17 protein-coding genes, 1 tRNA gene and 2 pseudogenes are annotated in these 24,172 nt (G+C 70.7%); 7 read left to right on the forward strand and 13 right to left on the reverse strand.

Going from position 1 to position 24,172, the window contains the following annotated elements; all coding sequences use genetic code 11:
* The first annotated feature begins 12 nt into the window (after positions 1–12).
* From ACGH7X_RS34330 to ACGH7X_RS34345, 4 genes are all read left to right on the forward strand, one after another.
* The gene (locus ACGH7X_RS34330) at positions 13–1,722 is read left to right on the forward strand and encodes a thiamine pyrophosphate-dependent enzyme (protein ID WP_399892910.1); all 1,710 of its coding nucleotides are present in this window, start codon (positions 13–15) and stop codon (positions 1,720–1,722) included.
* A 22-nt stretch (positions 1,723–1,744) separates the two neighbouring features.
* A complete protein-coding gene (locus tag ACGH7X_RS34335; RefSeq protein WP_399892913.1) occupies positions 1,745–2,827 on the forward strand; it encodes an Ldh family oxidoreductase in 1,083 nt (360 codons plus the stop codon).
* A 128-nt stretch (positions 2,828–2,955) separates the two neighbouring features.
* Positions 2,956–3,029 (forward strand) — tRNA-Pro (locus ACGH7X_RS34340).
* A 108-nt stretch (positions 3,030–3,137) separates the two neighbouring features.
* Positions 3,138–3,470, forward strand: coding sequence for a hypothetical protein (locus tag ACGH7X_RS34345; protein ID WP_399892916.1), 333 nt, complete (start codon positions 3,138–3,140; stop codon positions 3,468–3,470).
* Between the two features lie 112 nt (positions 3,471–3,582).
* Here the strand turns inward: ACGH7X_RS34345 and ACGH7X_RS34350 are convergent, their stop codons facing one another.
* The gene (locus ACGH7X_RS34350) at positions 3,583–4,308 is read right to left on the reverse strand and encodes an SDR family NAD(P)-dependent oxidoreductase (RefSeq protein WP_399892918.1); all 726 of its coding nucleotides are present in this window, start codon (positions 4,306–4,308) and stop codon (positions 3,583–3,585) included.
* 142 nt (positions 4,309–4,450) lie between these two features.
* Here ACGH7X_RS34350 and ACGH7X_RS34355 point away from each other — a divergent pair, with 142 nt between their 5' ends.
* Positions 4,451–5,392, forward strand: coding sequence for a helix-turn-helix domain-containing protein (locus ACGH7X_RS34355; protein WP_399892921.1), 942 nt, complete (start codon positions 4,451–4,453; stop codon positions 5,390–5,392).
* 930 nt (positions 5,393–6,322) lie between these two features.
* Here ACGH7X_RS34355 and ACGH7X_RS34360 read toward each other — a convergent pair.
* Complete coding sequence (locus ACGH7X_RS34360) at positions 6,323–7,210, reverse strand: NmrA family NAD(P)-binding protein (RefSeq protein WP_399892924.1); 888 nt, start codon at positions 7,208–7,210, stop codon at positions 6,323–6,325.
* Positions 7,211–7,293: 83 nt separating this feature from the next.
* On the reverse strand, positions 7,294–7,734 hold the full coding sequence (locus ACGH7X_RS34365) for a MarR family winged helix-turn-helix transcriptional regulator (protein WP_399880043.1): 441 nt from the start codon (positions 7,732–7,734) through the stop codon (positions 7,294–7,296).
* Positions 7,735–7,991: 257 nt separating this feature from the next.
* Between ACGH7X_RS34365 and ACGH7X_RS34370 the strand changes: the two are divergent.
* Positions 7,992–8,783 (forward strand): annotated as a pseudogene (locus tag ACGH7X_RS34370) (transposase); the annotation flags it as partial.
* Positions 8,784–8,928: 145 nt separating this feature from the next.
* Here the strand turns inward: ACGH7X_RS34370 and ACGH7X_RS34375 are convergent.
* From ACGH7X_RS34375 to ACGH7X_RS34400, 6 genes are all read right to left on the reverse strand, one after another.
* On the reverse strand, positions 8,929–9,780 hold the full coding sequence (locus ACGH7X_RS34375; protein WP_399892927.1) for a hypothetical protein: 852 nt from the start codon (positions 9,778–9,780) through the stop codon (positions 8,929–8,931).
* Positions 9,781–9,926: 146 nt separating this feature from the next.
* Positions 9,927–10,310, reverse strand: a complete 384-nt coding sequence (locus ACGH7X_RS34380; RefSeq protein ID WP_399892930.1) for a RidA family protein — start codon at positions 10,308–10,310, stop codon at positions 9,927–9,929.
* A gap of 302 nt (positions 10,311–10,612) precedes the next feature.
* Positions 10,613–12,109 (reverse strand): carboxylesterase/lipase family protein, encoded by a 1,497-nt coding sequence (locus ACGH7X_RS34385; protein ID WP_399892933.1) that lies wholly within the window; start codon positions 12,107–12,109, stop codon positions 10,613–10,615.
* Between the two features lie 22 nt (positions 12,110–12,131).
* Positions 12,132–13,043 carry an MBL fold metallo-hydrolase gene (locus ACGH7X_RS34390; RefSeq protein WP_399892936.1) on the reverse strand — a complete coding sequence of 304 codons (912 nt, stop codon included), beginning with the start codon at positions 13,041–13,043 and terminating at the stop codon, positions 12,132–12,134.
* 483 nt (positions 13,044–13,526) lie between these two features.
* Positions 13,527–15,785 (reverse strand): FUSC family protein, encoded by a 2,259-nt coding sequence (locus ACGH7X_RS34395; RefSeq protein WP_399892939.1) that lies wholly within the window; start codon positions 15,783–15,785, stop codon positions 13,527–13,529.
* Positions 15,786–16,429: 644 nt separating this feature from the next.
* Positions 16,430–17,419, reverse strand: coding sequence for an MBL fold metallo-hydrolase (locus tag ACGH7X_RS34400; protein ID WP_399892942.1), 990 nt, complete (start codon positions 17,417–17,419; stop codon positions 16,430–16,432).
* Between the two features lie 963 nt (positions 17,420–18,382).
* Between ACGH7X_RS34400 and ACGH7X_RS34405 the strand changes: the two genes are divergently transcribed.
* Complete coding sequence (locus ACGH7X_RS34405) at positions 18,383–21,211, forward strand: AAA family ATPase (protein WP_399892945.1); 2,829 nt, start codon at positions 18,383–18,385, stop codon at positions 21,209–21,211.
* A 17-nt stretch (positions 21,212–21,228) separates the two neighbouring features.
* Here the strand turns inward: ACGH7X_RS34405 and ACGH7X_RS34410 are convergent.
* The 4 genes and pseudogenes from ACGH7X_RS34410 to ACGH7X_RS34425 form a co-directional block, all read right to left on the reverse strand.
* Positions 21,229–21,519: pseudogene (locus tag ACGH7X_RS34410) on the reverse strand (hypothetical protein); the annotation flags it as partial.
* A 272-nt stretch (positions 21,520–21,791) separates the two neighbouring features.
* Positions 21,792–22,751 carry an MFS transporter gene (locus tag ACGH7X_RS34415; RefSeq protein ID WP_399892947.1) on the reverse strand — a complete coding sequence of 320 codons (960 nt, stop codon included), beginning with the start codon at positions 22,749–22,751 and terminating at the stop codon, positions 21,792–21,794.
* Positions 22,752–22,908: 157 nt separating this feature from the next.
* Positions 22,909–23,595 (reverse strand): siderophore-interacting protein, encoded by a 687-nt coding sequence (locus ACGH7X_RS34420; RefSeq protein ID WP_399892950.1) that lies wholly within the window; start codon positions 23,593–23,595, stop codon positions 22,909–22,911.
* Positions 23,596–23,919: 324 nt separating this feature from the next.
* On the reverse strand, positions 23,920–24,117 hold the full coding sequence (locus ACGH7X_RS34425) for a hypothetical protein (protein ID WP_399892953.1): 198 nt from the start codon (positions 24,115–24,117) through the stop codon (positions 23,920–23,922).
* Positions 24,118–24,172 lie beyond the last annotated feature (55 nt).

Here is a 24,172-nt window from a genome sequence, read left to right on the forward strand (position 1 = left end):
GACGTACACGAGATGACGGACAGCAAGAACAGGCCGGGCGCCGACGGCGGTGACGCTCTCGTTTCCGCCCTCACCGCCGTCGGCGCCGACTACGTCTTCTGCTCATCGGGGTCCGAATGGGCCCCGGTGTGGGAGTCCCTGGCCCGGCGCCACCGCGACGGGGAGCCGGCGCCGGCGTACCTGGACCTCACCCACGAGACGGTGGCGGTCGGCATGGCCACCGGCTACGGGCTGCTCGAACGCCGCCCCCAGGGCGTGCTGCTGCACGCCGCTCCCGGTCTTCTCCAGGGCTCCATGGCCGTGCACGGCGCGCTGCTGGCCGGCGTCCCGATGCTGGTCGCCTCCTCCGAGTCGACCACCTACGGCGACGGTCCCGGTCAGGACCCGGGCGGCCAGTGGTACCGCAACCTGTCCATCGTGGGCGGACCGCACCACGTGGCCCAGCCGTTCACCAAGTGGGCCAACGAGGCAGCCGACATCAGCACCCTGCCCACGATGGTCACCCGGGCGGCCGAACTCGCCTGGCGGGCCCCGGCGGGACCCGCCTACCTGAACATCCCGCTGGAGATCCTCCTGGAGGAGTGGGACGGCCGCGAGGCCAAGCCCATCGTGGCTCCCGGCTCGACCCACTCCTCGCCCGAGGAGGTCGAGCCGGTCGCCCGGCTGATCCGCGAGGCGAGGAACCCGGTGGTCGTCACCGAGACCGTGGGCCGTGAGGCGGGCGGCTTCGAGGCCCTGGTCGCCTTCGCCGAGGCCTGGGACATCCCGGTCGTCGAGCCCGACTCAGCGGTGTGCGGCAACTTCCCGCGCAGCCACCCCCTGCACGCCGGCAGCGACATCGGCCCGTGGATGGACGAGGCGGACCTGATCCTCCTGGTCAACTGCCGCGCACCCTTCTACCCGCCGAGCCGCAGGCCGGCCAAGGCGAAGGTCGTCGTCGTCGACCAGGTGCCGCAGCGCCCGCACATCGCGTACCAGGTCCTCTTCGCGGACGCCTACCTCGAAGGCAACGTCGCCCACACCCTGCGTCAACTGACCAGACGGGCCAAGGATCTGGACCGGACGGCGGTGGCCGTGCGGCGCGCGGCCCAGGACGAGCGCAACGCCGCCGAGCAGGACGCGATCGCCGCCGCCGAGGAGAGGGCGGAACAGTCCGAGGGCGTCGACCCGGTCCTGGTCGCCGCGACGCTGCGCAGGCTGCTGACCGGACGGGACGGCATCGTCGTCGACGAGACCATCACCCACAGCCGCGTGGTCAAACGCCACCTGAAGACCGCCGACCCCGACTCGTACTTCTACGTCCAGGGCGGCCTCGGCCAGGGCATCGCCGTCGCGCTCGGCGTCAAACTGGCCGCGCGGCGGCGCCCGGTCGTTCTCACCGTCGGGGACGGCGCGTTCACCTACAACCCGGTGATCCAGTCGTACGACGCGGCGAAGGCCTACGACCTGCCGGTACTGGTCGTGATCTTCAACAACCGTGTCTACAAGTCGATGAATCTCAACCACCGCCGCTTCTACCCCGAGGGCGCGGCGGCCGACACCGGCGAGTGGCTCGGCACCGACCTGCGCCGGCTGCCCCGACTCGCGGCCTTCGCCGAGCCGTTCGGCATGCACACCGAGACCGTCGACACCACCGACGCCCTCGCGCCCGCCCTGGAGCGCGCGCTGAAGGCCGTGACCGAGGGCACGACCGCCGTCGTCGACGTCCTCGTCACCCGCTGACCTACCCAGGAGACCCCGCACCATGACTGAAACTCCCACTCCCGGGCCGGGGAAGGTCCGCGTCGCCGCCGACGACCTGAGCGCCTTCGCCGCCGCCCTCCTGGAGAAGGGCGGCCTGAGTGCCGCACACGCCCGCACCACCGCCGACGTCTTCGTCTGGGCGGCACGGCGCGGCATCGAGTCCCACGGCATCGCCCGCGTCCCCGCCTACCTCGACCTCCTCGCCAAAGGCGTCGCCAACGCCGAACCCGACCTCCGGTTCGAGTCGAGCACCCCGGCCGCCGCGGTGCTCGACGCCGACCGCGCCCCCGGCCCGGTGGCGCTGAGCGCGGCGGCGCAGGAGGCGGTGCGGCGTGCGCGGACCAACGGCGTCGCCTCCGTCGGCGTACGCGGCACCGTGCACACCGGCGCCATCGGCTACTACGTCTCGACGATCGCCGAACAGGGCCTGGTCGGCCTCGGTTTCGTCGCCGGCATGCCCAACATGGGCTACACCGGCGTCAAGGGCGCGGCCGTCGCCACCAGCCCCCTCGCCGTCGCGGTACCCGCCGCCGACCGCGCCCCGCTCCTCCTGGACATGGCCACCGCCACCATCGCACTGGGCAGGATCCGCCAGGCGAGGGCGAACGGCACCCCGCTGCCGGAGAACGCCGCCGCCACCGAGGACGGCACCCCTACCACCGACCCAGCGCTGGCCGTCATGCCGCTGCCGCTCGGTGGTGCGAAGGGGTCCGGCATGTCACTGGCCTTCGAGCTGCTGACCAGCGTCCTGGTCGGCGCGCCGATCCTCTCGGCCTTCCACTCCGACGACCCTGCCGGGCGCAGGCACCGCCAGAACGCCCTGCTCATCGCCCTCGACCCGACCGCCTTCGGCGGGAGCGCCGCGGACTTCGAGGCCGCCGTGGACGACACCCTCGCCACCCTGAAGACCCTGCCGGTCGCGGACGGCGCCGACGGGGTCTACTACCCCGGCGAGCGCAGCGCCGCCCTCGCCGAGGAGCGCGGCGCGGGCGGGATACCGGTGGCGCCCAAGGTCTGGCGCGACCTCACCGAGCGGGCGGCCGGTTCCGGGATCACGCCGCCCGCGACCGTCGAGGCCGTCTAGTACCCCGTCCAGCGCCCCCCGTACGTCGCCGGCCGCCCCCGAGGGGAGGGGCCGGCCGGCGACCCCGTCCCGCCGCGTGGATGGGGTAGGCTTGACCAGCGCGATCACGGCAGACGCGGATCGCGCACCGGGACGTGGCGCAGCTTGGTAGCGCACTTGACTGGGGGTCAAGGGGTCGCAGGTTCAAATCCTGTCGTCCCGACTCATATGAGTCGCAGGTCAGGGCTGGTTTCGGAGGCGTCCGAAACCAGCCCTTGATCATTCTTGGGGACCAGTTGGGGACCGGCGTCCTTGACCGCGTCAGCGAGTCATGACTATCGGGCCCGGCATCGGCATCGCCCTGCTGGCGCACGCCCCCGGGCGCATACGGGAGGAAGCGCTGGCCGGCGCGGTGGACGCGCCCTGCGTCCGCCGGCTTCTGGCCACCGTCCGCACCGATGGGGTCTGTGCCGTGACGGTGCTCAATCCACTGCGCTCGGGGCCCGCCGCCATGTCGACCGTCGCCGCCCCGATCCTGAACCGTCGCGGCGTGGCGCTGGGCGCGTTGTCGTTGGTCGCCCCCGATGAGGGCGGGCCCCGTACCGTGGCCGTGACGGCGCTGCGCAGGGCGAGTCTTGCGATCTCCCGGGCCGCGGGGCCGTGAATCACGCCTGTGCCGGGCAGCAGACCGGCGCCCGTCGGCGGGAACTCTCACGGCCCGGTCCCCTGTCACCGTTCCGGTCTCCGCCTGCTTCGGCCGGGCCGCCGCCGGCGGCTCAGGACTCGACGAACTTGTCGGCCAGTCCCCGGTCCAGGTAGTCGTCGGGCAGATCCTGGATGACCAGCTCGGCTTCGGTGCGCCCGGTGTGCAGCCGCCAGTAGGCGTCGGCGATCGTCTGCGGCTGGGAGTCGTGGCCCCCTTGGCCGATGTAGGCGGCGATCGCCACGTGCGCGGCGTAGACGCCGGTGCCGGCGAGCGCCGCGTGCAGGTTGAGGATCCAGTTGCGCATCCCGCCGGTGGCGATCTGGACGTTCGCCACGTGCGGGGCGATCACCGGCCCCGATCCCGCCCCGCTGCTGACCAGGATCGTCCCCGTGCCGCGCTCCAGCATGCCGGGCAGGACGTGCTGCACCGCCGCCACGCCCCCGAGCAGATAGAGGTCCAGCTGGGCCAGAACCGAGTCGACGGTGACCTTCGTGGCCTCGACGAGCGGTGCCCGGCGCAGGTCGGCCGGGGACGGCGCGGGCGAGTACTCGAGTATGTCGATCGGTCCCAGCCGCTCCTCGGCTGCGGTGAGCGCGGCGTGCAGAGCGGGACGGTCGGTCACGTCGGCGGGAAACGCCTCGGCCCGCACGCCCATGTCGGACAGGTCGTCGGCCACCGCCTGCAGCGTCGTGCGGCTGCGGGCGATCAGCGCCACGTCGACCCCTTCGGCGGCGAACCGCCGGCCGATCGCGCGCCCCAGTTGCGGGCCTGCGCCCACGATCGCGAGCGTGCTCAATTTCGCCACCTCGTTACCCTTGTTCCGACATTCCGGACCGCGGATGTCGGATCTTCGATGTATGCCGGAACAAGGGTAGGAAGCGTGTGGTCCCGGCGCCTTGGACCGGTGCGTCAGCTCGAACGGGAGATTCGCGACAACGATGAGCGGCACCTTCTCGGCAGACGTGAGCGGCGCGAACGCCTTCAGCGACTTCGCCCACGAGTGGCGCAGCCGGATGGGCGACACCTTCGCGCTGGCGCCCTTTCGCCGCACGACCGTGTCCGGCTTCTCGGCGCGCTCCCGCGGGTTCCGGGTGCGGGACATGATGTTCAACCGCTTCGAGACCGCGGCCGCCCTGCGGACGGAGGGCCGACGGGTCGGGGCCGACGATCACGTACGCCTGTGGATCGTCCACCGGGGGACCTGGCGGTTCGAGGAACCGGGAGGGGCCGAGCACACGGCACCGGCCGGCCGCCTGCTGGTACAGACGGGGAGGCTGTCCCACTTCTCCGCCGCGCCACGCACGGTCGTGCAGGTACTCGTCCTGCCCGCCGCAGAGGTGCGGCGCGGGCGGGGCGGGCCGGCCTCCGGTCCTGCCGACACCGCCGAGGTGCGGTTGCTGACGGCGCACGCCGCCATGGTGGGCCGGATGCTGGAGCGTCTCGGGCCGGCCGGGGTCGACGCCGCCCGCGGCACCCTGGCCGAGTTGGCCCGGGCCGCCGCCGGGGGCGGCCTGGACGACGTGGAGCCCCTGTTGTCGCCGGCCCTGGCCCAAGCCGCGCGGGACCTGGCCGACCGCCGGCTCACCGACCCCGCGCTGTCCCCCTCGGCTCTCGCCCGGGAGCTGAACGTCTCCCCGCGTACCCTCCAACGGGCTTTCGCCAGGGAAGGCCGACCGCTGAGCACCTACATCCGGCGCCGACGCCTGGAGGAGGCATGCCGCGCGCTCGTCGCACCGCACCGGCGCATGACCGTCACGGAGATAGCCGCCCGCTGGCAGTTCGCCGACAGCGGCCACTTCGCCCGCGCCTTCCGCAAGTACTACGGCCGGACCCCGACCGACTACGCCGCGACCGCTGTTCGTGAAACGGATGCCACGTAGCTGTGCGGGGCCGGTGCCGCCACCCGCCCGCGGCAGGGACGTCCGGGTCAGCCGAGGCACACCACCAGCAGACAGAGCTGCGGCGATGACGGTTCCGCCGCGGGGGGTGTCCGGGGCGCGTCCTCGTCGCTGCCGTCGCCGGGCGCGGAGGTGGCCGGCGGCTGCCGCGTCGCGGGGTCCGAGTCCTCCGGGGGCGTGTCACCGTAGGCCGGGGCGGTGGTGTCCGGCTGGGGCCGTGCGGTCGTCGGGACCTCGGTGGTCCCGGAAGGGGTGGTGTCGTTGCTCTGCGGCGGGGCCGTCGCCGTCGACCGGTGCCGGGCCTCTACGGGCTGCTGCGGCTCGGCACTGTCCGTCGACGGGTGCGGCTGCGCCGGGCCGGAGACGGGCGCCGGCCCCTGTGCGCGCTCCGGGGCGGTCGGCGGGGGCTCCTGCCGGGGGGCTCCTGCGAGTCGGTGGGGGTCCGGTTGGCCGGGGAGGTGGCGATCTGGGCCCGGTGGTCGGAGTGCCGGTCCACCGAGGGGAGCCAGCCCGCCGCCGACGATCGCGACTGCACGCGCGGCGACTGCGCGGCGCTTGTTCTTCTTCGATCTCGCCAACTGGTGGCGACGGGCCGCCCGCCTCTTCTGCCGCGCGGGCGGCCGGTCCGCGGCACCGATGTCGGCACGAGAGACGGCCGCGGATACCGGAGCGAGGGCGAGCCAGACGGCGGGCGAGGACCAGGCGGCGCACGGCCTGCGCCGGCGTCATCGATGCCGCCTGGGTCACCTATGTTCCTGGTGCCCCTGCCGCGTGCGGGTCGATGTCCGGGGCGTATGCGCCGCGGCCGGGGCACACCAGGGCGCCGTTGAGGTGTCGACGTCATGAGGTGGTTCACCGCCGTGACGAGGTCACAACTCTTCTGAGGCGCGGGGCTGTTGGCGTTCTCGCGGCTTACGCGGTGACGGAGGCGGAGGCGGTCCAGCCGGTAGCTCGGATCCACTCGGCCAGGTCCAGGGGGGCCGGCTCTATCGAGCGCACCGCCGCGCGGTCCGAAGGGTATTCCGCTGCCTTCGCGAACTCGCGGAACATCACCCTGTCGAGGTCGTTGGGAAGCACGCTCAACGGGAGGGCCTCGTACCGTGCCGGGAGCCCGGCGCGTGCGCCGAACGCGGCGGCGATCTGGGGGCCCGTCAGCTCGTCGCCGACGAGGTCGACGGCTCCGCCGGGCGCCTGAGCGGTGTCGAGCAGGAGCGCGGCGGCGACCCGGCCGATGTCCCTGACCGAGATCATCTTCAGGGCGACGTCCTTTGGCAGTGGCAGCCTCAGCACGATCTCCCCGTGCTCCAGGCTCGGTGCCATCACGCTCGCGAAGTTCTCCATGAAGGCGGTCGCGCGAACCATCGAGGCCCTCAGGCCGGACTTCCTCAGGTGCTCCTCGATCCAGTGCTTCGAGTCGTGGTGCGGCACACCCGACTCCCGCCCCGCTCCGAAGACCGAGTTGAACACGACGTGCGGGACGCCCGCCTCGACCGCCGCGTCGACGAGCGCGGTACCGATGCGGATCTCCGCCTCGACCTCTTCGAGGCTGTTCGCCTCCGGGGTCATGAAGTAGAACCCCTCGACCGTCGCCAGCGCGGCGGCCAGCGACGCCGGGTCGTCGGCCCGGACGGTCACCGGCTCGACGCCGCGGGCGGCCAGCGCCTGTGCCCGGTCGGACTGCGGGTCGCGGACCAGAGCCCGCACCCGCGCCTTGTGGTCCAGCAGCGCGTCGACCACCGCCCCGCCCTGTTGCCCCGTCGCGCCGAAGACCGCGATCGTGCCACTCGTCTGTGTGCTCATCGCTGCCACCCCTCACTAGTTCATGGCATGAACGAAACTAGTTCACGTCATGAACTTCGTCAAGGTGCGGGTGCAGCGGGACCTCACGGTGTGATGGGCTGGTTCGAGGTGGGCGAAGAGAGGTCCGAGGTGTCCACGATGGCGGTGGCCACGCGCTCGAAGTCGCGCTGGTCGCCGGCGTCGAGGTTCCTCGCGATCTCGGGCAGGCGCTTGGCGACCTCGGCGTAAACGGCCTCGGCGAGCACCTTCCCCGCAGGCGTCACGCTGAGCATGACGACCCGTCGATCCTGCGCCGAGCTTGCCCGGCCGACCAACTCGCGCCGCGCGGTGCGATCGACCAGCTGGCTCAATGCATTCTTGGTCATACCCAACGACGCGGCGAGGTCAGCCATCTGCCGCGGCTCGTTCCTGATTGCGCACAGCAGCGTGGCCTGCAAGGGGGTCAGGTCGAACTCGGCGCAGACCTGCGCGTACTTGCGTTGAATCACGACCGAGAGCCAAAAGAGCTTGTCGCCATAGTCCACGCCGACCTCCCCGGTCCGATCACGAACGACCAGCCTACTCGTCACGGTCCGGCAGCCACGCCACTGACCAGGAGATGCACACTTCTGCGAGACCGACCTGGCACTCCTTCCCCAACCGCTTTGATCGACTCACCCTGTCCCTTCACCCTCGGTATCCGGCACAGGTATCGATACCCGGCCACATCCGCCCGCTCCTGGACCGCCTGTCGGGTGGCCGGGTTCTGCTCCCTGTGGCAGTGGCCAGCCCTCTGACGGGTGTCAGGGCTCGGGGAGGTGGGACATTCGACGTGCTGCCCGACCGTGAGGCCGCCGGCCTCGAAGCTTGGCCGCGCACGGATCCCGGCGTCGAGATCGTGTGCCGGGACGGGTCGGCCACCTACTCCGAGGCAATCCGCCGGGCCCTGCCCGACGCGGTGCAGGTCAGCGACTGATGGCACCTGTGGCGGAATCTGTGCGGCAGGGTCCTGGCCGAGGTACGTGCCCACGCCCCCTGCTGGGCCACCGTGAACCCGACCCTCTTCGGCGGGGTCCACGAGCAGACCACCTGCGAGCGCCGGCACAAGGTCCACGACCTCCTCGGCCGGGGTGTTGGACCCTGGAATGCTCCCGCCGCCTGACCGTGAACACTGTCAAGCGCTACTCCCGTACCCCCGAGCCGTCGGTCGAATGCATCACCCTTCGCTACCGGCCCCCCTTGGTCGACCCCTACCGCAACACCTGCGCACCCGGCGCGCGGCCGAACCCGCGGTGTCCGTCACGCAACTGTTCCGCGAGATCAAAACCCGGGGCTATACCGGCAGTCACAACCTTCTGGCCTGTCGACCCTCACCGCCGCATGCCCCGAGATGGCCAGACTCTCCAAACCGGTCGCCGAGTTCGCCCAGCTGCCGACCCCGGCGAAGGGCAACGACACCCGGCTCACCGAGTGGATCACCGCCGCCCGGGTGGTCGGCCTGCCCCACCTGCACAGCTTCTGCAACGGTCTGGAACTCGACCGCGCAGCCGTCAACGCCGGCCTGACCCTGAGCTTCCATAACGGCACCACCGACTACGGGACAGAGCCCGTTTGACAGACCCCACCCCGTGTACCGCGGGACGGCGGGGGGGGGCACGGCCGGGCGGACTCGAGAGAGGGCGCCGTCGGCGCCGATGACCGGATCGGTCTCGACGGTCAGCACGGGCTGGGCGACTGGCTCACAGGTCGCAACGGCCGGCTGCCATGGCGGTGACCGCGCACTCGGCCGCGTGGCGAGCCGCGAACGGGGTGCCAAATGTCCCACAGTTGTGTGTGATGCGCTCGGACGTCCCCGGCCGCAGCTGCCACCTCCAGGTGAACTGGACGGGGGCGACCTCAGGATGGCTCCAGATCGGCATCTCCGGGGGCGGCAGAGCCTCCCCCCGGTCGACCAGGATGTGGCGCTTCACCCCACTGATGCAAGCTTCTGCCGACTCTTGCCCCTGCTTTGCACCGTTCCTCCACCGCAGCGGGGTGGGTGTGGACTCGGAGGCGTCGATCAGGGCGTCGGCCAGGTCCGCCAGGCAGAGGTACAGGGCGGCACGGACCGCCTGCGTGTGGAGGCGGCCCCAGTGCTGCGGGGGGCGTTCGGCGATGTCGTCGACGAGGGAGTGGGCGCCGAGTTCGTACAGCGGTTCCTCGAGGTCCGCACCGGCGAAGCCGAGCACAGTGGCAGCGCCCTTGGCCGCCTCCTCCCAGGTGAGCGCGGCGTGGTGGGCGAGCTGGGCGAGATCACCGATACCGAGGTCGTCCACCAGCTGCTCTAGGTATTGTGCCGCGACCTCCGACGGGCCCGGCACTTGGACGTCGAGGGCGCCGGAGCGCACGTTGGCGGCAGCGCTGATGTCGCCCGGTTGAAGTGCCCCCGGCGCTGTCGTGGCGACCACTTCGAGGACTCGCAGGTAGAGAGCCCGTACAGGATGCGCTCCCCGGGGAGGCACCGGTCGGCCCGAGAGCTCGCACACCGCGTCCACGAGGCCGGCCCTGGTGACGCGGAGCGCGCGGCACGCCTGTGGCAACCGATCGGTCATGCCCTTCCGTTCTCCGAAGACGTCCGTTGGGTGCCACCGGGTCAGCGATGGCCCTCACGGGTGCCGTGTGTCATGACGCGGCCGATCGGCTGCAGCGATCCGGGACGGGCCGTCGCAACCAATCGGCCGCGCTGCGATGGGCCTGGTCAGCCCTCGATGGCGGCGAGGGCGTCCACCTCCACCAGCATGCCGGGCGGAAGCGCCATGTAGACGGTGGTACGGGCCGGGAACGGCTCGCCCACCGCCTCGGCGTATGCCTGGTTCATCTCGGCGAGATGAGCGGGGTCGGTGAGGTAGACGCGCAGGATGAGCACGTCCTCCAGGCTCGCACCGGCCGCTTCGAGGACCCCGGTGACGTTGCGAAGGACCTGTGCGGTCTGTTCGGCGACCGTGCTGCCCACGATGTTCCCGGTCGCCGGGTCGAGGGGCAGCTGGCCGGCGACCTGGACGAGTCCGCCCTTGCGCACGCCCTGGGACAGGGGAGCGGGAAGCACGGGGGCGTCTTTGGTGCTGATGATGGTCCTGCTCATGGGAGTTTCCTCGGTTCTTTTCAGAGGCGCATGTCTGCGAGACGGCCGGATCCGTGGTGAGGGGGATCGCGAGGCGTCTCGGTGGGTGACCTTGGCGGGGGCCGCCCGGCTACGGGGCGGGAGGCCCGGGCTGTCAAGATCCGGTGGGGACGGGGGCGGATGGACCGATTCGGTTCATGCCCGGCCCCGAGGGCGGACGCGGACGCCCGCCCCGTTCCGGAGCCGGCCTGCGCCTACCTGTGAGGGCGGCTGCCGGAGCCCGGGGAGCCGTCGTGTGCCGCGGCCCCCGGGGTGGGCGGCGCTCAGCTCCAGAACTGTCGCTCCGCGCTGCGGGGGTCCTCCGTGAGAGTCCACTCACTGTCGATGCGCATGGTGGCCCGACGCGTGGTTTCGTAGCGGTCCCAGCCGGGGGAGCCGCTCCTGGCGAATTCGATCCAGGTGGCGTGTACCCGGCGCGGCAGTTCGGCGGGAGGTTCCACCGGACCGAGGATGGCCTTCGCGCCGTGCAGCTGCGGCAGGGCGGTGATGTCGAAGACGAAGGGGAGCTCCATGGTGTGGGTGGCGCCCAGTTCACCGTTCAGCGCCTGGGAGCGCCAGGCGAACTCGTAGGCGTACGTGTCCGACCTCGGGTGCTGGGAGGCGTGGGCCTCGGCCATACGCCGGCTGCCCTTGCCGAAGATCGCATCGGCCATGATGGCCGACCGGAGTTCCCCGGAGGATGCCTGCGGACGCTCCCGACGGAGGGTCTCGACGAGTCCGGCGGGATCACGGTGCGAGCGTGCCGCGGCGGCGTCGACGTCGGCGTCCGTCGACGTGGAGTAGTTGCCCATCGGGGCGAGGTAGAGGTTTCCCTCCTCGGAGTTGGTTCCGACGAGCAGGTCGACGCCCTCGGCGGCGCCCGCGGCCACGGCGTCGGCCGGCTGCACATCCAGGACCAGGCTGAACGGGCTCAGGCCGATCAGCGGATCGGAGTGGGTCTCGGTCCTCAGGTCGATACCCGCCAGCTTGGGCATGATCTCGACGAACCGCTCGTCGGGGACGGCGGCGAAGGCGTCCGCACGGGGCTCGACGCCAAGGGCCTCCGCCGCCGCCCGGGTCACCCGGGCGGCCTGCTCGGGGCTGAAGGCCCCCAGCCCGCTGCCGCTCTGGACGATGGCGTGCTGGAAGAGACCTTCCGCCTCACGACGGGCCAGGACACCGCCGACGACGGTGGCTCCCGCGGACTGACCGAGCAGGGTGACGTTGCCCGGGTCGCCACCGAAGGCCGCGATGTTGGCACGCACCCACCGCAGGGCGGCGACGACGTCGAGCAGGCCCCGGTTGGCGGGGGCGCCAGGGAGGTCGAGGAAGCCGGAGATGCCCAGTCGGTAGTTGAGGGTCACGAAGACGACGCCGTCGCGAGCGAACGCGCTGCCGTCGTAGAGCGCGGACCGGGTCGAGCCGGCCACGAACCCGCCGCCGTGCACGAAGACCATCACGGGAAGGTCGCCGGACGCTCCCTCGGGCGCCCATACGTTGACGGTGAGGTAGTCCTCACCGGGGATCCAACCGGGGCCGAAGTACGGGGACATGTCCAGCTCGCCGAACGCGTCCCGCTTGGCCTGCGGTGCCGTGGGCCCGGCCTCGGTGGCGTCGCGTATCCCGTCCCACGGAGCATGCGGCTGCGGGGGCGCGAAGCGGCCGGCGCCTACGGGCGGTGCGGCGTAGGGGATGTTGAGGAAGACAGCGGTGCCGTCCTGGTGCAGACCGCGGACGGCACCCTGCGCGGTCTTTACGATGGGATCTGTGTGGTTAGTCATCGGTTGGGCCTCTCTCGGCTGATCAGCTCTGGGCGTACGGGGAGAACGCGGCCCAGGACTTGATCGCGAACTTGTCTCCGTCGCGCTGCACCTCGGCGGCGCCGGAGCCGCCCAGGTGCGCGGGGACGACGAGAACGTTGTTGTCGGATGCCCAGCTCAGGACCTTCCGCCGGGTGGCGCGGGCCGCGGCGGGATCCTCGCAGAAGCAGCTGTTGGCGTCGGGCTCGTGGATCTGGACCGGACTGTGCATCATGTCGCCGACGAAGACCGCCCGGTCCGATCCGGAGTCCAATGTCAGGACCGAAGAGCCCGGGGTGTGGCCGGGGGCGAGGTCGAGGCGCAGGTTGGCGTCGATCTGGTGGCTGTCCTCCCAGAGCAGGGTCAGACCGGCCTGGTGCACCGGGGCGACGCTGTCCTCGAAGACATTCTGGTTGCCGCGGCCCAGCAGGGGCTTGTGCTCATTGGCCGGGTTCCAGAAGTCGAAGTCCGCCTTGGGCATGAGGTAGGTGGCGTTCGGGAACGTGGGCACCCAGGTCCGGCCGTCGAGATGGGTGTTCCAGCCCACGTGGTCGATGTGCAGGTGGGTGTTGATCACGATGTCGACGTCTTCGGGCCGGACCCCGGCGCGGGCGAGGTTGTCCAGGAAATTCGTGTTCAGGCGGCTCCACACCGGCGCGTAGGGGCGTTCCTTGTGGTTGCCGACACCGGTGTCGACCAGAATGGTTTTGCCCTCGCTGCGCAGCACCCACGTCTGGATCGCGGTGTTGACGATCCGGGTCTCGGCGTCCAGGAAGTCCGGAACCAGCCAGGAACGGTGGGTCTCCCACGCCTGGGCCGGGCTCTCCGGGAAGAACGCCTCGGGGGTCATGTCGACGGGGCCGAAGTATTCCCAGACACGAGTCATCGTGACATCGCCCAGGGTGATGGTATCCATGATTGATCTCCAGTTCGATCGGATCCGCACGCTCGGGACCGTGGTGCGGCACGGATGCGGAGGAGCGGCTGTTCATTACGGGAACGGGGTGCCTCCGCGGGTCGGGGCGCCTTCGACGTGCCGGCACGCAGCCGGAGGATGGGCTCGACATCCGCTTCCGCCCGACGCCCACCCGGGTGGGAGACGGCCGAGGCTGCGGTGTCCGAGCCTTCGCCGGGTGGCGACAGGGCCGCCTCCCGGCGAGTACGACCGCTCCGTGAGCGACCCCGCACCACGATGCTGCGGCACCGGGCCCGTGCCGCGGTATGCGTCACGTGACTGCACCTGGCCACGACGGACCGCCGATCGCTGGACGGGAGCGCGCCTCATCGACGATCCGTGCCCACCGGCCCACGCCCAGGCCTGCGCCGTCCGGGGAAAGAGGTGGCGGCCGACAAGGCTTCGGGGCTGCTCGACCCGGCGGGCGACACGGTCGGTCGCCGTCTACGCGCGGTGGGCACAGGGGACGGCCGCAGCCGCGGACGTGCACGTCCCGCGACGTGGTGTGGCCGGTCGTGGCCCGGTGTCGTGCGGACGACGGCCCGGGGCGCGGCCGGGTTCCGGGGCGAGCGGATCCAAGGCTCGCGCGAGCGCGATCAAGGTCGCGTCGAGGTGATCGATGTGCAGGAGCAGACGCTGCTCCGGGCGACGCATGCGTCGCTCGTCCGAGAGCAGCGACAGCGCCCTGGTGACCCTGGGGCGTGCTGCACGCGAGGTGATTCCCGGTCGATGGTGCGTGATGCGGATCAACTGTGTCACGGTCTCCCGTGCGCGGTCGGCCGCGGCGGTGAGCCGGGTGGCGCACTCTGCGTCCTGGCCCGCCGAAGAACGCCCGGCCGTGACGGCCAGGCTCCGTGCGTGGTAAGCAGCAGCCTCCAGCAGTTCCACCAGGTGGCGGGCGCGATCACGTCGGCCACGCTGCGGGTTGAGCGGGTGGGTGAGCGGCAGAGACGCCTTGCCGAAGGACTCCAGCGCTTGGTCGAGGTCATGTGCCGCGCGCACCCAGCTCGTCGGTGTTCCTGCCTCCGGGGTTCCTGCGGTGGCCCGAAGGAGGTGGTGGAGGACCAGCAGGAAGTTGACCAACTCCTCGTCACTGGCCCGGCGGACCGTGGTGGGCAGAACCAGGACGGCGGCGAGGACCCCGCAGGCCACTCCCAGTGCCGTCTCCTCGACGCGCAGGAGCAGCACGTGCGTCGAGAAGGTGCCCAGGAGCGCGAGCAGCAGGCTGAGCATGCAGGTGATGAAGAACGTCACCGCCCAGTAGGCGACGGACGGCGTGTAGAACATCCCGAACATGCAGACCAGCAGCAGGACCAGGAGAAGTGGGCCGTCTCCGTCGACCAGGGCGGCGAGACCGTAGCCGACCACCACGCCGATGACGGTGCCCGTCAGCCGCCGGAGACTTTGCAACAGGACTTCGCCGGTGCTCTCGTTCTTGACGAATACGACCCAGGACGCCGCGACGGCCCAGTACCACAGGTGCGGGGACAGGAGATGACCGCCCACGATGGCGAGTGCCGAGGCAGCGGTCACCTGGAAGGCCTGTCGAGTGGCTGCGCGCTTCAGGCTTCCCGTGTCCCCTTCCCCGCTCCGCTCCACTGCGAAGGCTTGCCTCCGCTGCGGAGCGGGCTCGCGAGGAGGCGTCCCCCACTCCGGCCGGAGGCCGACGCGCGGGCCGAGAGCCCACAGGGCCGCGGTGAGTTCGTCGACTGCTCGGAAGTAGTCCCGCAAATGTGCGGATTCGGCCGGCCGGGGTGCCGGACCGTCCTCACGCTGCTCCTCGTAGTGCTTGGAGGGAGGGGCCGTTCCAACGGTCAGCTGGTGTCGGAGAACCTGAATCCGTCCCGTGAGCTGCTGGCGCGCTGTCCGTTCGCCCAGGTCGTTGAGGCTCGATTGCGTTCGGGCCGCGCGGACGGTGAGCACGGCCAGCCGCTGCGCAGCCACCTCGACACGAGAGATGTGCTGCAGTAGCAGGTCGTCGGTGGCCCGGTCGACCGCGCCTTCATCGAGGAAGTCCTCGATCAGAAGCACGGATGCGTGCAGCCTGTCCAGGCGGCGCTCCAACGCACGACTCCGAGTGTGGACGTCCTGACCAGCGGCGATCATCAAGGCTGTGTCCCGTAGGACATCGTGCACTCGCCCGTCGAAGGCGCGCCGCAGCCGCGTCAGGACGCCGTACGTCGTCCTGGGGCCCGCGCAGTACCACACGGTCGCGACGGCCCCGAATGCGATGAGCACCGCTGCCCCGAGCTGCGGAAGCTGGACCACTCGGGCCTGGGCGAACTGCGACAAGAAGAAGGCCATGAAGCCGAAGATCCCCAGCCCCAGCCCTCGCGCGCCGAATCGGCGGGCCTGGACGGCCAGATAGATCAGCAGCAGGAACAGCATTTTGGCTGCCGTCGCGTACGGAGTCAGCACGGCTCCGGCGGACAGGGCCGCGAGGGAGAGTGGAGCCCCGAGCCCGAGCGTGATGAGCTGGTTGCGCGGGTGCAGGTCACTGATCGCCAGTGACGTCACCATCGCGGTGAAACCGCCGGCCAGCAGGGCTGTGTCGGACCCGTGCAGCGCTGTCAGCACGGCGAGGGTCGCGGTGGCGCCGAGCACGGCGCGCATCGCGGAGGTGAGACGCATCAGCCCCGGGTCAATGGCGGTGAAGCGGTCCCACAGCGATTCTGTCCTTGCCACCATGGGGTTCTCCGTCATCCTTCCACCTGTGGACGGTCGTGCCTGCGGCTGACGGCGCGGAGCCACTGCGTGGCGGTCGTCCGCGCGGGGGCCTACGTCACCGCGACAGGCCGGACGGCGATGAGAGGGGTCTGGAGGTCCCGACCGACTCATTGCCGCGTCCTCAGTCTCGACGAGTGGGGGTCCCGTCCGGTATGCGTCAGGCGACTGCTTCCGGAGGCTCGTGACGGAACGGGCACGGGAGCCCGTCACCGAGACGGGAGACGGGCTGCGCTCTCCGATGCGCCGAGCCGCGTCCCGCGTGCTCCGGCTTCGACGGCGGTGCTGTGCGGCGCAGCGGGAGGCCCGCGTATCCCGGGAGGCCAGACCTCGCAGGTGACGGCCGGGTTCTGCAGCGCGACACGGAGGGTGCGCCCGCGCAGGGGCCTTGCCCGTCGGTGCCCGCCACGGCTGACTGCCGACGCCGGACAGCGACAGGGCCCGGACCACCCCACGGCCAGGGCGGGCTGAAAGCGCCCGTGTGCCCGCGGGCGGTCGCAGGGCGCCGGACCGGTGCGGGTGCCGGCGCCCCGCTCGTCGCCCAGCGGTCGCGGGCCTCAGGCGCTCATCGCCGGAGTGGTGGTGGGTGGGGCTCCCAGCGCGGGGCGCTCCTTGCGGCCGGTTCAGCTGTGACTGAAGCCCGCCCACTCCTTGATCTTGAAGGAGCTGCCGTTGCGCTCCACCTCGGCGGCGCCGCGGCCGGGGAGGTGGGCGGGCAGGACGAGGGCCTTGTTGTCGGCGGCCCACTCCAGTTCACGGCGCCGGGTCGCGAGCGCCTTCTTCTCGTCCTCCTCGAAGCAGCTGTTGAACTCGGGGTGCTCGAGCTGGAGCGGGGTGTGCAGCAGGTCGCCGGTGAACAGCGCCTTCTCCTTGCCCGATTCCAGCCGGAGGACGGAGGAGCCGGGAGTGTGCCCGGGCGCGAGATGCAGCTTCAGGCTGCCGTCCAGGGTGTGCGAGTCCTCCCACAGCTTCACCAGGCCGGCGTTGTGGACCGGGAGCACGCTGTCCTCCCAGACGTTCTGGTTCCCCTGCCAGTACTTCGGCTGGACCGGGCCCAGGGGGTTCCAGAAGTCGAATTCGACCTTGGGGATCACGTACGTGGCGTTGGGGAAGGTCGGCACCCAGTCGCGGTCCTCGCGCTGCGTGTTCCAGCCGACGTGGTCGTTGTGGAGGTGGGTGTTGACGACGATGTCGACGTCCGGCGGTCTCACTCCGGCGCGGGCGAGGCGGCGCAGGAAGTCGGTGTCCATGTACTGCCACTGCTTGGCGTAGGGACGGTATTTGTCGTTTCCGGCGCCCGTGTCGATGAGGATCGTCTTGCCCTCACTACGCAGGACCCAGGTCTGCAGGGCGGAGCTGACCATGTCGGTGCTGGAGTTCCAGAAGTCCGGGCTCAGCCAGTTCTCGTTCTCCTGCCACAGCTTCGGCGCGCTGTCCGGGAAGAACTGACGCGACGTCAGGCCCACGGGACCGCTGAACTCGACGACACGGGTGATGGTGACCTTGCCCAGTTCGATCGTCTGGACCCGCGTCCGGCGTTCGGCGGCGGACGCCGGGAGCTGGCTGCCGAACAGGCCGGCGGCACCGACCGCCGCGCCGATGCCCGCGGTCATTCCGACGAAGCCACGCCGGCTCAGGGAACGTGAATGATTTTCGCTATCCATTTTTTTGCACTCCGATGAAGTCCACACATGACGTCCTATTGCGCCGGCCATGGGAGGCCGCCAGGACTGTGATAAGGCCGAGCTCGTGTTATCGCGGCCGCTATAACCATGGTGATTCAAGGAACAATCAATGGGTATCAGTCACGTGACTGAGATGGGAAACGCCGCCGAAATCGCAAGTGAAAGAGCAACGAGTGCTCAGGCGTCGAGGTGGTGAGCGGTGTACGTACTTGGGACGGACAGTCGCCGGCTGCCCATGGGATCGCGGAACACCCGGCGTATCTCGACACACCCGTCCTCGAGCCGCAGATCGGCGCGGGCTGCGCGTTCCCGCGGGTGGTCGGCTCTCCCAAAAGCTGCCTTGCGGGCGTGCTCCGCATCGGCTGCGCGGTCGATCACGTAGAAGTGGCGTACCAGTCGACCGCAAGGCGTGCGGAACCCGAGTCCCACCAGCCACGAGCCATCGGTGACCATGAGAGCGACCTTTCCTGTCAGAGATGTGCGGCTTCGGTGGTCTTCTGCGCGGAAGCGCGCCACCGCCGGCGCCGGTCGTGTCTGCCCCGCCGATCCGGGGGAGGCACGACCGTGCGCGCATCACGATTCTGTGTCCGGTCACACGTTCTGAGGTATGCGTCACATGACTGCATCGGTGCCGCTCACCCACGGGCGGAGAGCGCGTGCGCCTGCCGGTTCTCCCCCGCGGCGGCCTCGACGCCCCGGCCGGGAGCCCGTACGGCAGGGGGTCGGGCGCCGTTCTGTGGCGAACCGACAAGGCGACGGCCGGAATATCTCGGGTAATGCGTGTGTTTGGACGGCTGAAGACGGCCCGAGCCCGGTGAGCGGCATCTGCGGGCACTGCCCCGGTTCGGGGCGCGCTATCATCTGGGAAATTCTCAATTCCCTGGAGCATCCGTGCGAAACAATGGAAGGGCTCGTGCGGACCAACGCTCGACGCGGGATTCCGCTCCGGCGGTGGTGAGCCGAGAAACCGAGACCGCAGAAATCATCCGGCGTGTCGGCGCCGACCGGTCCCACAGCGACGTGTTGATCATCACGGGCGAGCCCGGTGCCGGAAAGAGCATGCTGCTCGACCTCGCGGTGGACCACGCGCGAAGCTCGGGCCGCCGAGTGCTGCGGACGGTGGGCTGCGAATCCGAGACGCACCTCGGGTTCGCCGGTCTCTATCAGATGCTGCGCCCGGTGCTCGGCGAAATGGAGAGCCTGCCGTCGCGGCAGCGCTCCGCGCTCCGCGCCGTTCTGGGTCTCGACGACTGTGCCGAGACGCCCGACGCCATGCTCGTCGGATTGGCGGTCCTGACCTTGCTGTCGGACCTGGCGGAAACCGACCCGCTGGTGGTGGTGGTCGACGACGCCCAGTGGATCGACCGCGGAACACTGGACGTTCTCTCCTTCGTGGCGCGACGCATGGACAGCGAACCCGTCACGCTGCTGGTGGGAGTCCGCACCGCGGCTGCGCTGCCCGGGTTCGACAAGGGATACGAGCGCCTCGAGGTCGGCCCACTGGGCATCGAGGCGGCGAACCGGCTGCTCGACCAGCAGCCGACGCCGCCCACCGGCCGCATCCGCGTGCGGATCCTTGAGGAGGCGGTCGGCAACCCGCTGGCCCTGGCGGAACTCGCCCGCGTCGCCGCGATCCGACAACTCGAGGGCAGCAGCATTGAGGGCCCACTGCCGCTCACCGACCGGCTGAAGCAGATTTTCGCGGAGCACGCGGCCGACCTGCCGGGACCGACCCGCCGCACCCTGCTGCTGCTCGCTGCCGCCGGTGCGACGGATGCGCCGGCGGCCTCCATGGGACTCCCCGAGGCGGACGACAAGGTGTTGGTGCCCGCGGAGCAGGCCGGTCTCGTACGCCAGGAGGGCCCCAGGGTCGTCTTCCGCAACCCGCTCATCCGCTCGGCCGTCTACCATGCCGCGTCCTTCGAGGAACGCCGCCGGGCGCATCTCGATCTCGCGGAGCTGCTGCGTGAGGAGCCCGACCGCCGAGCCTGGCATCTCGCCGCCGCAACCCTGCTCCCCGATCAGGAGGTGTCGGCCGCCCTGCAACAGACGGCCGACCGAGCCCGGCGCCGGGGTGGCTATGCGGCCGCAGCCGCAGCTCTGGAGCGCGCCGCGGAACTGAGCCCACGCGGCGAGGACCGGGCGCGACTCCTGACGGAAGCCGCCGCCGCAGCCGTCTTCACCGGTCAGCTCGGCTGGGTGGAACGCCTGGCCGCCGAGGTCCGCGAGTCCACCGACGACCCGGCACTGACAGGCGAGGCATCGCTGGCCTCCGGGCAGCTCATGGCCATGGGCGAGCACCACACGGCGGCCTTCACCATGCTCCTGCGGGTCGCCCGCGAGGCGGCGGTCGCCCGGTCGCCTCGCGTACTGGACGCGCTCGCCGCGGCGGCCGTGGTCCGCTACTACTCGGGTGAGGAGTTCCAGCAGCGGGAGATCCAGGGCCTGCTCTCCCACGTGCCCGACGATGACGCCAGGGCAGCCCTGCACGCCTGGGTGCTGGCCGTCTCGGACCCCAGCGGCGCAGGAGCATCCCTGGGACCGCTGCTGCCCGGCCTGATCGCCGAGGCCAAGGACGACGCCAAGCGCCTGACCATGCTTGCCATCGTCTCCTGGCTCCTCGACCAGACCCCCCTGGCCGCCAAGACCTTCGACGAGGCGTTCGACCGGTGGCAGGCCCATGGACCGCTCCCGGACGGACTGGGGTGCGCGGCCGGCTGGACCTATCTGGAGCAGGGTCGGTGGGCCGAGGCCCGGTCGGTGGCGGCCGACATCGCCGCCATGGCATCGTCGGCCGGACTTCACCACGCCGAGGCGTGTGCTCGCGGACTCGACTCCACGGTGCTCAGCCTGCTCGGTGACACGGCCGCCGCACGCCGGCTCGCCGAGCAGGCGCTGGCCCTGGTCGATCCGCTGGAGAGCCGCTCCGTCGCGGTCTTCGTACGTCGGGCTCTGGGGATGGCGGCCGTGGCCGAGGGAGACTACGACACCGCGTACACGCAGTTCCGCGCCGCTTTCACCGATGACGGCGATCCGGTCCACTACCACGTCTCCTACACCGTCCTGGCCGAACTCGCCGCGGCGGCCGTCCGCCGAGGGCGGCAGGGGGACGTCACGGAGTTGCTGGAGCGGTCGGCGCGACGCCTGGGTACGGGGATGTCGGCGCGGGTAGCCGCGCTGATCGCCCGGGGCCGCGCCCTGTTGGCCGATCCCGAGCTCGCGGAGCCGTACTTCCAGGCGGCGCTCGCGGACGCCACAGGTGAGCAGTGGCCGTTCGAACGGGCGCAGACACGGCTTGACTACGGCGAGTGGCTCCGGCGGCAGCGCCGCATCGCCGAGGCCCGCCCGCTGCTGAGCGCCGCCCTCGCAACCTTCCAGCGGCTGGGAGCGCGGCCGTGGATCGAGCGGGCACAGACAGAGCTGCGCGCCGCCGGTATCGAAGCCAGCCGCGTCGTGCCCAGTGCTTTCGCCGAACTCAGCCCCCAGCAGCAGCAGATCGTGTGGCTGGCAGCCCGAGGACTGACGAATCGTGAGATCGGCGAGAAGCTGTTCCTCTCGCCGCGCACGGTCGGCTCGCACCTCTACCGTGTGTTTCCCAAGCTGGGCATCACCGCCCGGTCACAACTCCGGGACGTGCTCGAAGGCACTCTGTCGGGGGCGGGTGTCCAAGGCCGAGAGGGGACCATCGGCGGGCCACCCGCGCCGGGGGCAAGCGGCTGATACCGCCTGGTGATGCCATGACCGATCACCTGGAGGAAATCTCCGACGAGGACGGCGCGGTCGCCCTTGGAATCCAGGGTGAGTACGGAAGAACCCGAGGTGTGTCCTGGGGCGGGTTCCAGGCGGAGACCGGCGTCGATGTCATGGCCGCCGTCCCACCCGGGGCAGAGCCTGTCCGGTCGCGTGGACGGGACCGACGGAGTCCTCGAAGACGTAGCAGTTCCGAACTGGCAACGGGACGGGCGCAGGGTTGGCAGGGTCCGTCCCCGCTCCAGTTGGTTGACGGATACCGTGGCTGAGTTCAGCATGACAAATTCGGTGAGCGTGAATCGTGCTGGGGGACACGGCGCGACTTCGTGGCGCCTGAACTCGCTCGGGCGCCACAGGTTTCAGTCGACCACGCGGGTATCAGCCGATCATCCGGGGCCCGTTCCGCATACCACCGATGCACCACCATGTCGGCCCCGCGTCCAGCCCACGGCGGTACCTGCCCGCGGCAGGACGTCGCGGCTTGCCACGTGGTCACCGGTTAATGTTCTCGACTGGCGCATGCACTTCGGGGACTGTCTCCTGATGTCCCTCACTTGCGGGAGTCTCGCCGGGCGCCGGCGTTTCGATGTCCCGCGGGTGCGCGTTCCGAAGAGTTCGGGTATGCCACGCCGAGCCCCACGATGAAGGCGAGCATGACCGCCCAGGTCGAGCCGGTGCCGACGAGCAGGAAGAAGGGGATGACCCACACGACGGAGCCGATCGCTCCGGCCAGGTACACGGGCCGTCGTCCGACCCGGTCGGACAACCGCGCATAGACCGGAATAGTGATCACCTCCAGTGCGGCCGCCGCGACGTCAGCCCCCAGAGCCACGTTGCCGCTCACTCCGAGCTCCGTGGTGACGAAGGCGACGCCGAAGACCGGGAAGAGGTAGGCGAACCCGTTCTCGGCGAAACGGGCGCCGATGACCACCAGGAAGCTCTTGGGCTCCTGGCGCATTGCCGCGAAGAGATCCAGCCGCTGAGGTGTCTGTGGCTCCTGTGCCTTCTCGAAGGCCGGTGTCTCACTGATCCGCCGTCGGATCAGGTAGCCGACGGCGACGACGACGAGACTGAGCAGGAAGGGTATGCGCCAGCCCCATGCACGGAACTGGTCGTCGGGCATCAGCAGGAACAGCTGGAACACCCCCGCAGCCAGCAGCGTGGCCGTGGCGTACCCGACGGGTGCCCATGCTCCGGCGGCTCCGCGACGTTGCTGGTCGGCGTGTTCGACGGAGAGCACGACGGCCCCGGCGTACTCTCCTCCCGCTCCGAAGCCCTGCACGAGCCGGAGCAGGATGAGCAGGACGGGCGCGGCCATCCCGATCTGGTCGTACGTGGGCAGCACACCGATCAGAGCGGTGGCGGAGCCCATGATGAGCAGGGTGAGGACGAGGACGGCTCTGCGTCCCAGCCGGTCGCCGAGCACGCCCAGGAACAGGCCTCCGAGGGGGCGGGCGAGGAACGGAAGGGGACTGAGTGTCCTGGTCGTCCTCGCGGTCTCGGCCCACAACGGCGACTCCGCCGTTCTCCGGGGGGCGTACGGCCAAGCGCCCGAGCCGTACCGCGTGCTGGAAGGAGTTCCCGGTGGACGTGTCCGCGGCGGGCTCTTCGGAGGCGCCGGTCCCACCTAGCTAGACGAGTGGCGGACGGAGGAGTACGCCCCGCCGTCATTCCATGCCCTTCTTGCCTGGCGTCCAGAACGGTTTGGTCAGGACCGCGCGCCGGCCCCAGCCCGCTTCCTGGACGAGCACCCGCCGCACTGCTTGCACGTCCCGTGCCTCTCCGGCGACATATGCGATCCCGCCGGGTTCGGGAGCGAGTCGTCGTACCGCGTCCGGCAGTGACGTCTCGCCCCGGAGTACCCAGTCGAGCCGGTCGCCGCCTGCCAGGGGCAGCCGGTCCGCGGCTGTCGCCATCTCGATGCACCCGGAGACGACGGCTTCCCCGGGCAGTGCAGCGAGCATCGCACCGAACGCGACCGAGGCCGTCTCGTCGCCGACGAAGAAGTGGCGGGCGGCATCGGGGCGCAGCGTGAAGGTGCCCTCGGGGCGTCGCAGCCGCACCTGTTCGCCCGGTGCGACGGCACGGCCCCATCGGGCGCCCGGTCCGCTCCCTGCGTGGTCCAGTACGCACAACTCGACGACGCCGGACGGGTCGTAGTGCCAGATCGAATACGTACGGAGGGCGAGTCCGCCGACCAGGACACGCACCTGCTGGCCCGGCTGGACCTCCAGACCGGCCAGTTGTCCGCCGTCGATGCGCAGCCGACGCATTCGCGCGGTGAGCTGCTCAGCCTCGGTGACGGTGCCGCGTACCGTCAGAAGATCGAGGACGGGGTTCAGAACAGCGGGCATGCAGGGCTCCTCAACGGGGCGGGGTGTCGTACTCGGCGGGAGGCGCAACGCGATAGTACGCGTCTGCGAGAGTTCGCGATAGTGCGTGTTGAGGTAGCGTCCCTGTAACCGGCGCACACGGCCGGCATCGCCGCCGGCACGGCGTCCGGCGCAGGCCGACGCGAGCGGACAGGATGATGTCGGCGGGCCGCATCGCCCAGGGCGGTGCGGGCACCCCGGGCTGTGATGCCCAGACCGGAGCTCCGGCCCGCCTGGTGCGGCGAGAGCGAGGCCGCCACGCCGTGGGCGAGTGCCGGCATGGCCGGACCGGTGCTCCAGCGCCCGTCACGGTGCCGAACGTTTCCGCTGCAGCAGCCAGGTGCCCCCTGTTACTGCCCCCGTCACCAAAAAGCCCACCATCAGGGACATTTTGAATTCCTCCATCTTGCTGCCGTCGTCCGCCATAATCACTGACAGCGTCGTAATGACGGCCGTGATCACTAGCCCAATGGCCAGGTTTTTACGCACCAGCGATTTCAGCAATTTCTCCTCGTTTCTCGATGAGCGTGCCGCAGTATCGTCCTTTACTCGGCGGCGC

This window comes from Streptomyces sp. BBFR51 (assembly GCF_044591655.1).
Lineage (GTDB): Bacteria > Actinomycetota > Actinomycetes > Streptomycetales > Streptomycetaceae > Streptomyces.

Excerpts from the sequence above, each read along its gene's own strand:
- ACGH7X_RS34385 (WP_399892933.1), bottom strand. The coding sequence starts at position 12,109 with ATGACTAACCACACAGATCCCATCGTAAAGACCGCGCAGGGTGCCGTC.
- ACGH7X_RS34330 (WP_399892910.1), top strand. The coding sequence starts at position 13 with ATGACGGACAGCAAGAACAGGCCGGGCGCCGACGGCGGTGACGCTCTC.
- ACGH7X_RS34355 (WP_399892921.1), top strand. The coding sequence starts at position 4,451 with ATGAGCGGCACCTTCTCGGCAGACGTGAGCGGCGCGAACGCCTTCAGC.
- ACGH7X_RS34345 (WP_399892916.1), top strand. The coding sequence starts at position 3,138 with ATGACTATCGGGCCCGGCATCGGCATCGCCCTGCTGGCGCACGCCCCC.
- ACGH7X_RS34375 (WP_399892927.1), bottom strand. The coding sequence starts at position 9,780 with ATGACCGATCGGTTGCCACAGGCGTGCCGCGCGCTCCGCGTCACCAGG.
- ACGH7X_RS34400 (WP_399892942.1), bottom strand. The coding sequence starts at position 17,419 with ATGACCGCGGGCATCGGCGCGGCGGTCGGTGCCGCCGGCCTGTTCGGC.
- ACGH7X_RS34420 (WP_399892950.1), bottom strand. The coding sequence starts at position 23,595 with ATGCCCGCTGTTCTGAACCCCGTCCTCGATCTTCTGACGGTACGCGGC.
- ACGH7X_RS34360 (WP_399892924.1), bottom strand. The coding sequence starts at position 7,210 with ATGAGCACACAGACGAGTGGCACGATCGCGGTCTTCGGCGCGACGGGG.
- ACGH7X_RS34395 (WP_399892939.1), bottom strand. The coding sequence starts at position 15,785 with ATGACGGAGAACCCCATGGTGGCAAGGACAGAATCGCTGTGGGACCGC.
- ACGH7X_RS34335 (WP_399892913.1), top strand. The coding sequence starts at position 1,745 with ATGACTGAAACTCCCACTCCCGGGCCGGGGAAGGTCCGCGTCGCCGCC.
- ACGH7X_RS34390 (WP_399892936.1), bottom strand. The coding sequence starts at position 13,043 with ATGGATACCATCACCCTGGGCGATGTCACGATGACTCGTGTCTGGGAA.
- ACGH7X_RS34380 (WP_399892930.1), bottom strand. The coding sequence starts at position 10,310 with ATGAGCAGGACCATCATCAGCACCAAAGACGCCCCCGTGCTTCCCGCT.